General features: G+C 37.5%; 13 protein-coding genes and 1 riboswitch. Of the genes, 3 read left to right on the forward strand and 10 right to left on the reverse strand.

Annotated features, from left to right (window positions below; translation table 11 throughout):
* Positions 1–99: 99 nt before the first annotated feature.
* Positions 100–1,110 carry a GNAT family N-acetyltransferase gene (locus AC1RFD_RS17810; protein WP_492475139.1) on the reverse strand — a complete coding sequence of 337 codons (1,011 nt, stop codon included), beginning with the start codon at positions 1,108–1,110 and terminating at the stop codon, positions 100–102.
* A gap of 224 nt (positions 1,111–1,334) precedes the next feature.
* Here AC1RFD_RS17810 and AC1RFD_RS17815 point away from each other — a divergent pair, with 224 nt between their 5' ends.
* Positions 1,335–2,318 carry a tRNA dihydrouridine synthase gene (locus tag AC1RFD_RS17815; RefSeq protein WP_326141258.1) on the forward strand — a complete coding sequence of 328 codons (984 nt, stop codon included), beginning with the start codon at positions 1,335–1,337 and terminating at the stop codon, positions 2,316–2,318.
* A 38-nt stretch (positions 2,319–2,356) separates the two neighbouring features.
* On the opposite strand, the gene AC1RFD_RS17820 is transcribed toward AC1RFD_RS17815, so the two are convergent.
* Complete coding sequence (locus AC1RFD_RS17820) at positions 2,357–3,604, reverse strand: TerD family protein (protein ID WP_387256424.1); 1,248 nt, start codon at positions 3,602–3,604, stop codon at positions 2,357–2,359.
* A 244-nt stretch (positions 3,605–3,848) separates the two neighbouring features.
* Between AC1RFD_RS17820 and AC1RFD_RS17825 the strand changes: the two genes are divergently transcribed.
* A complete protein-coding gene (locus tag AC1RFD_RS17825; protein ID WP_259950945.1) occupies positions 3,849–5,039 on the forward strand; it encodes an MFS transporter in 1,191 nt (396 codons plus the stop codon).
* A gap of 116 nt (positions 5,040–5,155) precedes the next feature.
* Here AC1RFD_RS17825 and AC1RFD_RS17830 read toward each other — a convergent pair whose 3' ends face one another.
* The 5 genes from AC1RFD_RS17830 to queF all read right to left on the reverse strand — a co-directional run bounded on the left by AC1RFD_RS17830 (position 5,156) and on the right by queF (position 8,196).
* Positions 5,156–5,695 (reverse strand): VUT family protein, encoded by a 540-nt coding sequence (locus tag AC1RFD_RS17830; protein ID WP_054548832.1) that lies wholly within the window; start codon positions 5,693–5,695, stop codon positions 5,156–5,158.
* A 41-nt stretch (positions 5,696–5,736) separates the two neighbouring features.
* Positions 5,737–6,465, reverse strand: coding sequence for a 7-carboxy-7-deazaguanine synthase QueE (gene queE, locus AC1RFD_RS17835; RefSeq protein WP_004233410.1), 729 nt, complete (start codon positions 6,463–6,465; stop codon positions 5,737–5,739).
* A complete protein-coding gene (gene queD / locus AC1RFD_RS17840) occupies positions 6,458–6,928 on the reverse strand; it encodes a 6-carboxytetrahydropterin synthase QueD (RefSeq protein ID WP_054548830.1) in 471 nt (156 codons plus the stop codon). The genes queE and queD overlap by 8 nt, the downstream gene beginning before the upstream one ends.
* A gap of 3 nt (positions 6,929–6,931) precedes the next feature.
* A complete protein-coding gene (queC, locus tag AC1RFD_RS17845) occupies positions 6,932–7,591 on the reverse strand; it encodes a 7-cyano-7-deazaguanine synthase QueC (RefSeq protein ID WP_054548829.1) in 660 nt (219 codons plus the stop codon).
* Positions 7,592–7,695: 104 nt separating this feature from the next.
* A complete protein-coding gene (queF, locus tag AC1RFD_RS17850) occupies positions 7,696–8,196 on the reverse strand; it encodes a preQ(1) synthase (RefSeq protein WP_004233404.1) in 501 nt (166 codons plus the stop codon).
* 125 nt (positions 8,197–8,321) lie between these two features.
* Positions 8,322–8,368, reverse strand: a riboswitch (PreQ1 riboswitch).
* A 309-nt stretch (positions 8,369–8,677) separates the two neighbouring features.
* Between queF and AC1RFD_RS17855 the strand changes: the two genes are divergently transcribed.
* Positions 8,678–12,343 (forward strand): S8 family serine peptidase, encoded by a 3,666-nt coding sequence (locus AC1RFD_RS17855; protein ID WP_492475140.1) that lies wholly within the window; start codon positions 8,678–8,680, stop codon positions 12,341–12,343.
* 199 nt (positions 12,344–12,542) lie between these two features.
* Here the strand turns inward: AC1RFD_RS17855 and AC1RFD_RS17860 are convergent, their stop codons facing one another.
* From AC1RFD_RS17860 to AC1RFD_RS17870, 3 genes are read right to left on the reverse strand one after another with little or no spacing between them, the layout of a single operon-like run.
* Positions 12,543–13,271 carry an amino acid ABC transporter ATP-binding protein gene (locus tag AC1RFD_RS17860; RefSeq protein WP_167444822.1) on the reverse strand — a complete coding sequence of 243 codons (729 nt, stop codon included), beginning with the start codon at positions 13,269–13,271 and terminating at the stop codon, positions 12,543–12,545.
* Positions 13,272–13,298: 27 nt separating this feature from the next.
* Positions 13,299–13,964, reverse strand: coding sequence for an amino acid ABC transporter permease (locus AC1RFD_RS17865; protein WP_004233396.1), 666 nt, complete (start codon positions 13,962–13,964; stop codon positions 13,299–13,301).
* Positions 13,965–13,995: 31 nt separating this feature from the next.
* On the reverse strand, positions 13,996–14,778 hold the full coding sequence (locus AC1RFD_RS17870) for a transporter substrate-binding domain-containing protein (RefSeq protein WP_328013109.1): 783 nt from the start codon (positions 14,776–14,778) through the stop codon (positions 13,996–13,998).
* Positions 14,779–14,879: the final 101 nt, after the last annotated feature.

Consider the following 14,879-nt stretch of genomic DNA (forward strand, 5'->3'; position numbering starts at 1 on the left):
TTTACGAAGTATAGGCAAGCAATCTAAAACTAAATTTTAAGTGTCTAGCCAGCTGTTTGAATTCTTCATAACAGCAGAATTTAATAAATCTAACTAAATTTACAATAATCCTATACTTGGGTTATTAAAGTTTGCCCAGGCTATATCACTGTTAATGTACCTAACCATTCTATAGGCTACTGGCTTAAAACCACACTTAGGCCAAAATGCCGATGCAGCAAGATTAGTTATTCTCCAATCTGTAATGATATTCTCATAGCCCGCCTCTTTCATCCTTCTACAGCCTTCATTCATCAACTTTTTTCCCACACCTCTTCCCATTTGAGAAGAGTAAGTACCTGCAATCGTTAGCTCTATTGCATGCTCCGGTGTCATCAAATCTGAATGTATAGGATAATATTTTTGAAATCCTAATTCCTGCCCATCCTTTACTGCAACGAAACATGTATCATCATTCTCCTCTACTATACTTTTATATGAGTCTTTTATGCTCATGACAACCTCAGGGAATACAGGCTCAAATGTAGGTGCGGAATTTTGATACGATTGAATGATCCTAGACATTTTCCCCATCATTTCACTATCCATTTTCTTTGCAACCCTAATCTCTGCATTACATATATTTTCAAATGGTTTATAATCCCCAATGTTCATGACCCCATGTACTTGTTGTATAGAAAAGCTTAATCGTTGGTAGGCATCATAGTAAGCTTGATTTCCAAGAGGGATTATCGTGTAATGCATAAAGCAACCTTGCTCTAGCCATACCACTGAAATCTCTGCATATAATTTTCTAATAAGCTCAGCGGATTGATCCTTTCTGATTGCCAACCCTTCATAGGGTACCCATACATGTCTGCCTCTTAGAGAGTCATTCTTGATGACTCCGATTAAATATCCTACTAGGTCATCTTTAATAAATGCTCCAATCCCCTTAATAGTATTATGAGCAAATAAGTTTTCAAGCATATTTGTTATATGTTCAGCATTAAGACAGCTATTGTTTAGAAATGGATATACTTCACCCTCAAGGCTCTGTCTATTTTCGAGTAATTCAGCCATTGTGGGTACATCATTCACATCGATTGTTTTATATTTATATTTTCCCACTTCAACTCTCCCCCTAAATTTCTACATTATATTACATATTATATCATTATAGATAATACAGGATTTTGTTGGATATTTTTAATTACTTTCTAATCTAAGAGAGCCTAAGTCTAATTACAATGATGCATTTCTATCCTTAAGCTAAGCCAATTAACTATGTAGAAATAAAATAAATATGATATCTTTTTGCAAGGTAGTATTTTGGAAAGAGAGGATTTTTAGCAATGAATCAAAAAAATTTCTGGCTTGATTTACCACGGCCATTCTTCATTTTAGCTCCAATGGAGGATGTGACAGATGTTGTATTTCGTCATGTCATTCAGGAAGCAGGGAGACCCGATGTATATTTTACGGAATTCACCAATACGACGAGCTATTGTCATCCAGATGGGTTAGATAATGTACGTAACCGCTTAGCTTTCACAGAAGATGAACAGCCTATTGTTGCACATATTTGGGGAGACAACCCTGAACATTTTCGTCAAATGAGTATTGGTATGAAGGAATTAGGCTTTAAGGGAATTGATATTAATATGGGTTGCCCAGTTGATAATGTAGCAGAAAGAGGTAAAGGAGCTGGATTAATTCTTCATCCTGACCTAGCCGCAGATATTATTCAAGCAGCCAAAGCAGGAGGCTTACCCGTTAGTGTCAAAACAAGACTTGGCTTTACGGATGTAGCAGAATGGCGTGAGTGGCTTACACATATTTTAAAACAGGATATCGCCAATCTTTCTATTCATCTCCGTACAAGGGAAGAGATGAGCAAGGTCGCTGCACATTGGGAATTAATTGGAGATATCAAAAAACTACGTGATGAAGTTGCTCCCCACACATTACTGACGATCAACGGTGATATTCCTGATCGTTTAACAGGGCTAAAACTAGTTGAACAATACGGTATCGATGGTGTAATGATTGGGCGCGGGGTGTTTTCAAACCCATTTGCCTTTGAAAAGGAACCTAAAGAGCATAGTGCCAAAGAATACCTTAATTTACTATACTTACACCTTAATCTTCATGACCACTATTCCAAGGAATTCGAAACACGTTCATTTAAAGCATTACAACGTTTCTTTAAAATATATGTACGTGGCTTCAAAGGGGCTAGTCAATTGAGAGTTCAATTACTGGGTGCACATTCTACGGATGAAGTCCGTGAATTACTAGCTGCGTATATTGCCCACGAACTAAAGGAGAATAAATAAGAGGAGATTGGCTTCGGCACTCTCCTTTTTATTTGCTTTTACTTGTAATCATTTATTGGGCCTTTATCCATTAGAACTTCTACCATATTAGAAGAGCCCATCTTCAGCTTAGGTCTACGTTCAGAATTTGGTTCACTATAAAGCTCTAATGGGCTGATAATCACGCCATCTGGAGTATTATGAAGTATTCCAGGCACACAGGAATAAATTCTATCATTATTATTAGCATTTTTAGCAAAAATAGTAACGGAGGTTCCATTATGATTATCTATACTCATAGACACCTTATATCTGTAGAATGAGCCTGTGCCATTTGATTGGGCGGAATAAACCACAGGAACAACAGCTAAAACATTATTATTTAATCTCAATTTGATTACTTCAGTTTTTGTTGAACCAGCATCTCTCCCAACATCCCCCATGTGTTCGACTACCCCGTTGTGAAAACTCCTAAGTGGAGGTGTATTTTTCGCCCCAAACATAGCTACATCGATCTGCTGACCATCCTTTGTATAGACTAAAGCATATATATCGTAGTCAGTACCAGTTTGCCATGATACCGTAGCAGTAATTTCAGGCGTTTTATCAATGATAACTGGCTTTTGACCTTTGGTGAGACTGACATTCCCCTTTACCTTTTCAAGATTTATCGGTGACAACATGCTTTGTCTATTTGTACTTTCTGGAACATTTAATGATTGATCAGGTTCTATCAGCATTTGTTTTTTTATAGTTGTTGATTTAGAAAACTTGTTTTGTTCTTCAGGTTCAACCTCAACACCGTAATTTTTACATAACCCCTCTAACCCAGAAGCAAATCCCCGCCAAATAGATCTCACCTTTGTCTGACTATTTCTTAGATATAATTCTAATACTACGATTCCATTTTCATTTGCAAAATTAGCTGGTACTAAATTGATAATATTGTTATCAGTACGTATTTCTGCCTTTAAATTTTTCACATTTGAAAAACCTCGGCTATTATCTTCTGTAAGTGTTATAGCTATTTTAGTAATACCTTCAGGGATTTTACTCATGTCAAAATTCATTTTATGTATTTTTATATTCCCTACATTCTCAGATGGTATCAGGGTAGCTGCACCAGATAAGCTAGTTGGTTGATTATAAAATATAATGCCGCTATCTCCTTGTACCTTGTTTACATCCGTTAAAAGGAATGCAGTTAACGAAATATCGATCGAATTAGACATTTCGTAGCTAATAGTAACACTACCTTTTTGGGAACTTATAACTGTATTTGCTCCCATCTGAAGGAATTGAATCATGTGAATCCCCCTTATCCCCTTATTATGTATAGATATCAAATTGATAAAATTACAAAGTTAATCTTCCAATTAAAAAATTCGAGTAATATTTACAAAATCCTTCTTTAGAGGTAGAAAGTTGGAAATAAACACTGATATTTACAGGAAACCAATCTAATTTCTCATAAATGCATTTTATGATATGATGTTTAAATTGTGTGTCTACTAAGTAGCACAGTTACATTCTTCAAAGAAAGAGGTATTTATGCATCATACACAGTTATCCAAGCGACATTGGTTACTTATCTTAACACTTGCATTATTAACATTTGTTCTTGGGACAAGCGAATTTGTTATTGTCGGGATCTTAACTGATATTTCTTCAAGCCTTCATATGACAAATGCAAAAGCAGGCACACTCGTTTCTGCGTTCGCTATCACATTTGCCATCGCTACACCACTCGTGATGTCAGCAACAAGCCATTTTCCAAAGCGTAAATGGATGTTGTTTTTGATAGGTTCCTTCATTGCCTTAAATGCTCTGTGTGTAATTTCAACGAGCTATATTATGCTCCTTATACTTCGGGTTATGACCGCGATTGTAACAGGTGTATTGATCTCTCTAGCCATGATTGTTGCAAGCGAAACCATGCCGATTAATAAACGCGGCCTTGCTATATCATTTGTTTTCGGTGGTTTTACACTGGCCAATGTAGTTGGAGTACCCATTGGAATTGTAATCGCTGAATGGTACGGCTGGAATGCCACTTTTATGTTAACCACTCTTCTCGGAGGGTTGGCGTTTGCGGCATCTTTTTTCGTCTTACCTACTCGACTCAGCCAAGTACGAAGCTCAATACGGGATCAATTTTCTTTAATGATTCAGCCTCGAATTTTAATTGCCTTTTTCATTCCTGCTCTCGGTTTTGGTGCAACCTATGCAGTCTTTACGTACCTTGTTCCTATTTTAAAGGGAATGGGTGCACCAAATAATTCTATAAGTTTAATCTTATTCGGCTACGGCTTTCTTTCAATTTTCAGCAACATTCTTGCCGGTAAAATTGCCACTCACAATGCCATCGGCCGACTTCGGTTTGTCTTTCTCGCACAAGCTATTGTATTGACAAGCTTATTTTGGACAACAAACCATTTTATTTTAGGATTAGCGAACATCGGACTAATGTCACTTATGGCCATCCTCTTAACAACATCTACTCAACTTTATTTAATAGATTTGGCCGAAATTTATAAACCAGATGCTAAAGGACTCGCTGCTTCTCTTATGCCAGTGGCAAGTAACGTAGGCATCGCTTTTGGGTCTGCATTAGGCGGCATTGTATATCATCAAGGAAATTTGATGAATGTCACATGGGTCGGTGGTATAGTTGCCGTCGGTGCAAGTCTACTAACTTTCTTTAGTTATCATTTAGACCTTAAACAAAAGAAAACAGCATAAAAAATGCAAGAGGTACATTAGAAAGAATATAAATCAAACAGACCCATTCGAATAAAGCGAATGGGCCTGTTTTTAAAAAGCTTACTTGTGATCCGTATCTTCATAACAAGGAATAATTATTCTGGAATAATATATTTTTCTTTCATTGGCCCAACTTTATTTAAAATAATTGCACCAATCATTTGTATAATCGTCTTCACAATAATTTGCCCCAAAATGGCGGCAGGTACCGCTTCCCACGGCAATATATTGGCACCAAGTGGACTTAAGCCGATTACTACGAAAATTGCAGAATCTAGAAATCCTCCAACAATACCACTGTAGAACACACGCCAAGCCATTGGTAATTTTAATCGAGTATAAATTTCAGTATCAGCCGTTTCAGCGACAACAAATGATAGTGCTGAGGCTACCACAATTAAAAGTGTATCACCTAGTAGGAATGACACCACAGCTGATAAAATTAAAGCTGTAATAATAAATAAATACGTCTTTTTTCTACCATATTTATTTTGTACTAGATCCCGAAAAATAAAGGTTGCCCCAATTAAAAGCGTTCCCATTGGGACAATAAACATACCAAAATGGAAAGGTGCAAATGCTGCCGTTACCACATTAGCAATAACAATAGATAATAAATAAAATAATATTCTCAAACTATTACTCCTCAAGTAAATTTAATTTTTGTAAGAGCACCCTACACGCCTCTTTTATTTCCCCACACAAGGGCATGTAACTGTGGCAGTACTTTAACATCTCTTAAATCCTCATCCTTCATTACTCTATCAATCAGTGCACGATATTTATCCAATAAATTCATCATTAATTGTGAATTATCAGTTGCCGTGAGATCATCATTACCGACTTGAAGATAAAAAGGAATCATGGGATATCGATGGTGAATTTGTTTAGCATAATCGTAATCCTCTTGATTAAAAACGACTATTTTGAGGGATACATGGTGATTGCTGTTCCGATCTTTAAGTTTTTCGAAGATATAAGAGAGCACCGAGTAGTCTGTGGTCATTCCAGAACTAGGTGGCTTTGGTGAAATTGTCAGTTCATCAATCTCATACATCCACTTTTGCCACCTACTCCCCTGTGTTTCTACCCCGATTTTTATGTCATTTTCTTTTAAAATGGCAATAAGCTCTGCTAAATTCGGATTGAGTGCAGGATTGCCGCCTGAAATTGTGACAAATGAAAAACCATTGCCCCCTAAACGTTTCAACTCAGACCAAATCTCTTCCGCTGTCATTTGGACAATAAGGTGCTTTCCACTGCCATCCCATGTAAACGATGAATCACACCAAGAACAGGAATAATCGCAGCCCGCAGTTCTTACAAACATTGTCTTCTGGCCAACGACCATACCCTCTCCTTGAATCGTTGGCCCAAAAATCTCGATAACAGGTACTTTACTCAACTTCCATCCACTCCCGTCTAGCTTCTGCATAGCTTGTTGGAGTCTCGTAAAGCCTGATAAACTCTACACGCACACCGTTATATCCTTCATCAAGCAAAGCCTCAGTCAACTTTTCGTAAATCCAAACAACAATGTTCTCTGCCGTCGTATTCATGGGTGGAAGCGTTTCATTTATATAACGGTGATCCAAATGAATCTCTATTTTATGTTTCCATATTTCTTTTATATTGCCGAAATCAATCATCAAACCACGTTCATCTGTGTAGCCACTCAGTCCTAATATAGCTCGATAGGTATGCCCATGTAGATTTTTACATTTCCCTTCATAATGATGTAGATGATGAGCAGCATCGAAGGTAAATTCTTTGCTTATGAGAACACGCTTTGCATGATATTTCAATTGATTTCTTTGAATATCCACATCAATTCTCTGGAGTCTCTCAACGATTTTAAAATCTGACATGCCTTAAGACTCCTTCCTATAACTTAAATACTCATCAAGCCCTTTATTTCGCAATTTACATGCAGGGCATTCACCACATCCATCTGCTATGACACCGTTATAGCAAGTCAACGTTCTTTGTCGTACAAACTCAAGTGCCCCAAGCTGATCAGCTAATTCCCATGTTTGTGCCTTATTCAGCCACATCAAGGGTGTATCAATCACAAAGGAATCATCCATCGATAAATTTAACGTTACATTTAAAGATTTAATAAAGACATCTCGGCAATCCGGATATCCACTAAAATCAGTTTCACAAACACCTGTTACAATATGCTTTGCCCCTACTTGGCTCGCTAAAACGCCCGCAAATGAAAGAAAAAGGAGATTGCGGCCAGGCACAAAAGTCGATGGGAGCTCACCATTTTCTCCGTCCTTCACCTTTATGTCTTGTCGTGTCAATGCATTCGGAGCAAGTTGATTCAGGAGAGACATATCAAGTATGTGATGCTTGATACCAAGCTCCTCTGTTATCACCTTCGCACAGTCAATTTCAAGACGATGCCTTTGACCATAATCGAAAGTTACTGCCTCAATCTCTTCAAAGCGTTCTTTTGCCCAGAACAAACAAGTTGTGCTGTCCTGACCTCCACTAAATACTACAATTGCTTTTTCCTTTTTCATCTATAAAGACTCCCTTATATCGAAAAAACAGCACTCTAAGAAAAAGTGCTGCTTTCTTCTTAGTTTTTTTAAGAGGGTAGCTAAAAACCTCTGTCTTGCTTCATTTATCGATTATCAATTTTTTCTGGGTTAAGATCGTGGTTCATTAAACGATAATTTGCGATTTCTTCGTATTTAGTTCCTGGCTTCCCATAGTTACACCATGGATCAATCGAGATACCCCCACGTGGAGTAAATTTCCCCCAAACCTCTATATATCTTGGATCAAGTAATGCAATTAAATCATTCATAATGATATTCACGCAATCTTCATGGAAATCGCCGTGATTTCTAAAACTGAATAAATACAACTTTAGAGATTTACTTTCAACAATTTTTTTATCTGGGATATATGAAATGTACATCGTTGCAAAATCCGGCTGATTTGTAAGCGGACATAAACTAGTAAACTCTGGGCAATTAAACTTAACAAAATAATCTCGATTAGCATGAAGATTATCCACTGCCTCTAATACCTCAGGTGCATAATCATAGGAATACTTTGTACCTTGATTACCTAATAGGGTCAAATCCTTTAATCCTTCTTCATGACTTCTGCCAGACATAAAAAAACCTCCTTGTAAAATGTTTCCCAACACTTTTCAAGAGAGGCATCACCAATCATTCTATTTAAAACATAAGTAAACAGATAAAAAAAGCCACGTCCGATATGGACATGGCATATTGTCATGTTTCCATAGTTTTTTATAGAGGGTATCAGCTATGAACCTCTCCCGTTCTAGTCCGGGCATTCTTTTCTTCAATATCGTACAAAAAATAATACAGGACGTCAAATGGATTTTTTATAAAACTCTTAAATGATAAAAAGTATGAATCACTGTAAGTCAATACTCATTTAAAAGTTCTACTTTTTTATTAAATTACTAGGAAAATAGAATTAATACGTTTTTGACAAAGTAATACTAATTATCAATATTTTGAGATTTTTCAATATTCCGATATTCGAATTATCTCACCTGTGATAAATTGGAAATATCACACTAAACTGAAAAGTGTGATAATTAAGAGCGGAGGGAGAAATGAGATTTGAAAAAGTTTAAGTTTACGAAGTTTTTAAGTAGTATGATAGCTTTCGTTATGGTGCTTTTTCTATTGGTTCCATTATCGAGTGCTAATGCTGAAGATTCGAAGCCATTCAAGCAGGATAGCCAAAGTGAAAGTATACTTCAATTAAAGGCGGCTATCGCTGAACAGCTAAGCTTGTCTAAAGATGGTCCAACTCTTCACGAAAGCTTACAAAATGTATCAGGCAATCAAGAAGTTGCAGTCATCGTACATTTATCTGAAAAGCCTGTGGCACTAGAGCAAGGAATGAGCCAATTGAAAGGCCAAAAGTTCTCTAATGCGCGAGCAAATGAAGTTCGATCAAATGTAAAATCTCAACAAGCACAAGTTAAGAAAGAATTAGCTACTAAAAATGTTCAAATGACTCAAGGCTACACATTTGATACTGTTTTAAACGGTTTTGCAGCAACTGTGAAAGCAAATGATCTCCCAAAGCTGCTTTCAATAGAAGGAATAACATTAATTGAACCTGATGCAATTGTTTACGCATCTGAAGATAATACAATGAAATCATCAGAACTGATTAAGGAAGATCAATTAGAGGCTCAAATGAATACAAGTATTTCTTTCCTCGGCATCGAACAGCTTTGGAATGAAGGAATTGAAGGACAAGGTATAAAGGTAGCAGTATTAGATACTGGTATTGACACAGATCACCCTGAGTTCGCCGGAATTTACAAGGGTGGGAAAAACTTCATTCCAAATTCATCAACTTACACAAAGCCTCGGGCAGATGACGATGCATCGGAAACCTTGCCTTCTGAGCGTCCTGCTGGAACACCCGAATTTAATGAAAAGGGAAGCTCGTTCTATACTTCTCACGGTACTCATGTTGCTGGAACTATTGCAGCAATTGGGGCTAACAATTTCGGCATTAAAGGAATTGCTCCAAAAGTAGACCTTTATGCTTACCGTGTTCTTGGTGCATATGGAAGTGGGGCTACATCTGGTATTGTTAAAGCAATTGAAACGGCTGTAACAGAAAAAATGGACATAATCAACCTTTCTCTTGGTGGGGGGGCTAACTCTGAAACGGACGCTGGTTCATTTGCTATTAATAATGCAATGATGGCTGGAACAATCGGAGTAATTGCAACAGGGAACTCCGGCCCAAATCGAGGAACAATGGGCACGCCTGCAACCGCTCGTTTAGGAATTGCTGTGGGTAACACAACAAATCCAGAAACAATGTATAGCGGTGAAGTGAATGTTACAGTTGGTGACTACAACTTAACAAAACAGCTCCCATTAATGGGAACAACTTTTGGAAGGGATTTAGCAACACAGCTTCAAGGAGAATTTGACCTAGTTGCTATTCCTGGAAACGGAGAAGTAAAAGACTATGAGGGAATCGATGTAGAAGGTAAAGTGGCATTAATCTCTCGTGGCAGTATCGCATTTGTTGATAAAATTGCGAATGCAAAGGCAAATGGAGCAGTCGCCACAATTATTCATAACTTTGCTGGTGGAACAAATGCACCTAATATTTCAGGTACATTCCTGGGTGATTCTTTTGCTTTTCTACCAACATTTGATATGTCCCAAACGGATGGCAATGCAATTCGTGCTGCATTAGCCGGTGGAACTGGAAAAGTTAGCTTTAGTCAATTTACTTCCACAAAGACACTGGGAGATGAAGTAAACGATTCAAGTTCCCGTGGCCCATCTACGCCAAACTTTGATATTAAACCAGATGTAAGTGCACCTGGAACAAACATTATGTCAACGATTCCAATGTATAAAAAGGACTTCCCTATTGCAGATTATGCAGAGGCATATGATCGTAAAACAGGAACTTCTATGGCAACACCGCATATTACAGGTATTGTTGCATTACTTAAACAAGCAAATCCTGATTGGAATGCGTTCGACATAAAAGTGGCGCTTTCTAATACAGCAAAGGTTTTAGATAAAACAAAATACGATGTGTTCTCTCAAGGTGCAGGTCGTGTAAATGCTTATGCTGCTGCACATCCAGAAATTCTTGCCTATGCATTGGATAGTGCAATTTTAGATGGAACAGGAGCTGTTTCAGAAAACTTAAAAGGGACAGTTACTTTTGGTCCACAATCACTTAAAGACCAGAATATTTCCGTAACGAAACAAGTTTTAGTAAAAGATATAAAGGGGAACGGCGGTAATTATAATGTATCAATTGATGTGACAAAATCATTTGGTGATGCAACTGTTACAGTCGACCAGCCAACATTTAATCTAGTTGGTGAGCAAGTGTTAAATCTTACATTAACGGCTTCACAAGCTACAGCTCCAAACGGCTCGGAAATACTGGGGTATATTCACATCAGCGGTGGTGCTACAGAAATTTCATTGCCATTCGCAGCTGACTTTGGAAGTGAGGCAGTAACTGAAATTAAAGATTTAAAGATTACAGAAACAGACCTCTCCTTTAATGGAGATGGCGTGAAAGATTCAGCTGTACTTTCATTTACATTAACTGGCGATGTAACAACTAACTATATCGAGCTATGGGATATTATGAATCCTCAAGGTGGAGAATATGGTGATGGCTACATCGGTTATCTACATGCAGGTACTGCGCTAGGAAAAGGCTCTTATACGCTGAATATCGCTGGGCAATACAAACCATGGGGAACAGAACCTGCCACAGCAATTCCAGATGGTCTCTATACTATTGACTTTACTGGTCTTGCGGCATCAGGGGTAGTTTCCGATTATGTTGGACCAATTATCGTGAAAACGACTAAACCAGAAATTACTGGTTCAGTAGCTGAAGGTGTCGCTACAGGAAAGGTAACAGATAAGTATATCGACTACAATGAAGAGTTATATTTATATGGTTTAAACTACAATTTAAATGATAAATTAAAAGCTTCCTATATTGCGACTGTGAATGGCGAAATACAAGCGCCTGTTCCTTTTGAATTAAATCAAGACGGTAGCTTCACATTCCCAGTAACAACAGAAACTAATGCTGTATCAGTAAAAATTGAAGACGCTGCTGGGAATGTTGGTGAAGCACTAATATTTGAAAAAGATGTAGTTGAACCAAAAGTAACACTTTCTGTCAATCCAACTGAGCTAGACCTAACAGCTGGGGAATCTGCACAACTTACGGTAACAGAGACATCTACTCCTCCAGAAGGTGAAGCAACAGAGGAAGATGTAACTTCAAAAGCAACTTATGTTGTGGGAGATGAAAATGTTGCAACAATAGCAAATGGATTAGTAACTGCTGTAGGTGAGGGCACTACTACGATTACTATTTCATATGGTGATCATGAAGTTACGGTAAATGTTACAGTAAAAGCACCTGTTGTAGAAACACCAATCGTAACACTAGAAATTGATCAAGCTCAGGTTGAAACTAGAATAGGTAAAGAGGTTATGGTTAAGATTACTGAAGTAACTACTTTTGAGGGTAGAACAACAGAAAAAGATGTTACTACGCTTGCAACCTACGAAGTAGCAAATGATAAAATAGCTACTGTAAAAGCAGGGGCTGTAAAAGGTAAAGGTCAAGGTACTACGACAATTACAGCAACGTATGGTGACCACACATTAACATTTGATGTATTGGTTGAAAAGCCGGGCAATGGTAATGGTAATGGTAATGGTAATAATGAAGTTACCGAAGTTGAGTTATAATTAAATAAGTACAGTTCCAGCAAAAAGAGAAATTGCGCTTTGCAATTTCTCCTTTTGCTATTTAAATTTCACTTACTCATGATAAGGTTGGCTGTAACGAGTCTATGTGCAGTTTTTCTGTACATGCTTTATCTAGTAATCGAATATTTAATGTAAAACCATAAGAGATCCTAACATTACCGTTCAGAACCTTTTAGTTTTATTTAAGCATTGTTGCAGTTAAAAATTCTCGTGTTCTCTCCTCTTTTGGATGATTGAAAAATTGTTCAGGTGTGCCGCGTTCAATAATTCTCCCATCATGCATATAGACAATCCAATCAGCTACCTCTTTTGCGAATCCCATTTCATGGGTTACAACAACCATAGTCATTCCTTCTTCAGCCAAATCTTTCATGGTTGTTAAAACCTCTCCCACAAGCTCAGGATCGAGTGCCGATGTTGGCTCATCAAAAAGCATAATGTCTGGTTCCATCGCAAGTGCTCTAGCAATCGCCACCCGTTGCTTTTGCCCCCCTGATAGTTTACTAGGATAGACATCCGACTTATCCTCCAAACCTACTTTTTTCAGTAATTGTTTTGCTTTGATGATAGCTTTTTCTTTGTCTACACCCTTTACCATAACAGGTGCTTCAATAATATTTTCTAAAACCGTTTTATGTGGGAATAAGTTGAAATTTTGAAACACCATCCCAACCTTTTCTCTAATCTTGTTAAGATCATCTGTCCGTGGATTGACTTCGTTTCCCTCAATTATAATATTGCCATTATCTTTTCTTTCTAAAAAGTTCAAGCAGCGAAGGAGGGTGCTTTTCCCTGACCCACTCGATCCTATTAGACAGACAACATCGCTCTCGTAGACTGTCATGTCGATATTTTTCAATACATGTAAGTCTCCAAACGATTTATTCAATTGACTTATTTTAATCATTTCCTTAGTGTCCAATTTTTTCAGCTCCTATCTGTCGCTTACTGCTAATTTTAGTTCAGTTCGGTTCACTACAAATGTCATCAACGCTACCAGCAATAAATAGTAGACTGCTACAATGAGTAAGTAGGTCATTTCATCGAAATTATTCGACCCAAGTGTTGTCGCCACATTAAACAGCTCATTCATGGAGATAAATGCGGCTAACGAAGAATCTTTTAAACTGATGATAAATTGATTGCCTAAAGGCGGCAATGCTCTACGGAATGCCTGTGGGAGAATAATCCTTCTTAATGTCAGTGTCTTTGTCATTCCCAAAGAACGTCCTGCTTCAAATTGGCCATTATCGACTGACTGAATTGCTCCACGAAGGATTTCAGAAATATAAGCTCCATTATGTAGCGCTAGAGCAAGGGAAGCAGCCCAAAAATCAGGAAGAAGGAAAATCCCGCTAATTCCGAAGTAGAGGATAAATATTTGAACAATCAGTGGTGTTCCTCGAACCAAATAGACATATATATCTGAAATAAGTTCTAAAATTTTTATATTAGAAATTTTTAATAAGGCAAAGACTAGTCCGATGATGATTCCCAGTAAGATAGAAACCACCGTCAGCTCTAATGTTAAAAGCATAGCTTTAAAGAATACACCTTTTGTTTCCATTAGTATTTGAAAAAAATGCGAAAAACTTGGCAAAGTACTACTTCCTTTCTTTTATAGCATTGGTTTATTCTGATTTTTCGGTAATGTCCTCACCAAAATATTTGATACTGATTTGAGTCAATGTTCCATTTTCCCGAAGTTGTTCCAAAGATTCATTTACTCGCTTCAATAGCTTTGGATTATCCTGAGGCAACACAATCGCTTGTTCACTGCGATTAATTAATTGCTGTCCTTTAATCTTAAAACCTTCCTTTTCAGCAGTTTTTCCTGTAACAAAATCTGTAATTACTGCATCATGACGCCCACTACTCAACGCCTTTAATGCCGTAATATCGCTGTCATATGTTTTGATGTTGTCTGTATACTTGGAAGCTGTATCGGCATATGTTGATCCTTTTGCAACAGCTACTTCCTTTCCCTCTAAATCTTCAACAGTCCTAATTTTACTATCCGGTCTGGTGAAAATTTTCGGCCCTGAATAATAATAGGGGGTAGAGAAAGAAACATGTTTACTCCGCTGCGGGTTAATCGTGTGACTTGCAACGGCTGCATCCGCTCTTCCCGTTTTCACCCCTTCAACAATCCCTTTGAACTTGATTCGTTTCTGAACCGGCTCAAGGCCCATTTCCTTTGCAATCGCTTCACCAACCTCAATATCAAAGCCCGACATTGTAAGATCGTCATTTATATAACTAAATGGCTTAAATTCACCAGAAGTAGCAAAAACAAATTGATTTTTATTGATCAGTTCAGATCCATCTTCAAGCTTCTGCTTCTCTCCACAACCAGACAACATGCAGGCTACGATTGTACTTAAGACCAATAAAAACTTTTTATTCAACAACATGTTGGCTATAACTCCTTTCTCTTTCGATTATTCCTACAAACCTTTCTTGCTATATAACTTGCTTATGATAGTTAATACCCAATCCACTCCCAATAAAACAA

This window comes from Lysinibacillus sp. GW823-FHT02G10, assembly GCF_058797135.1.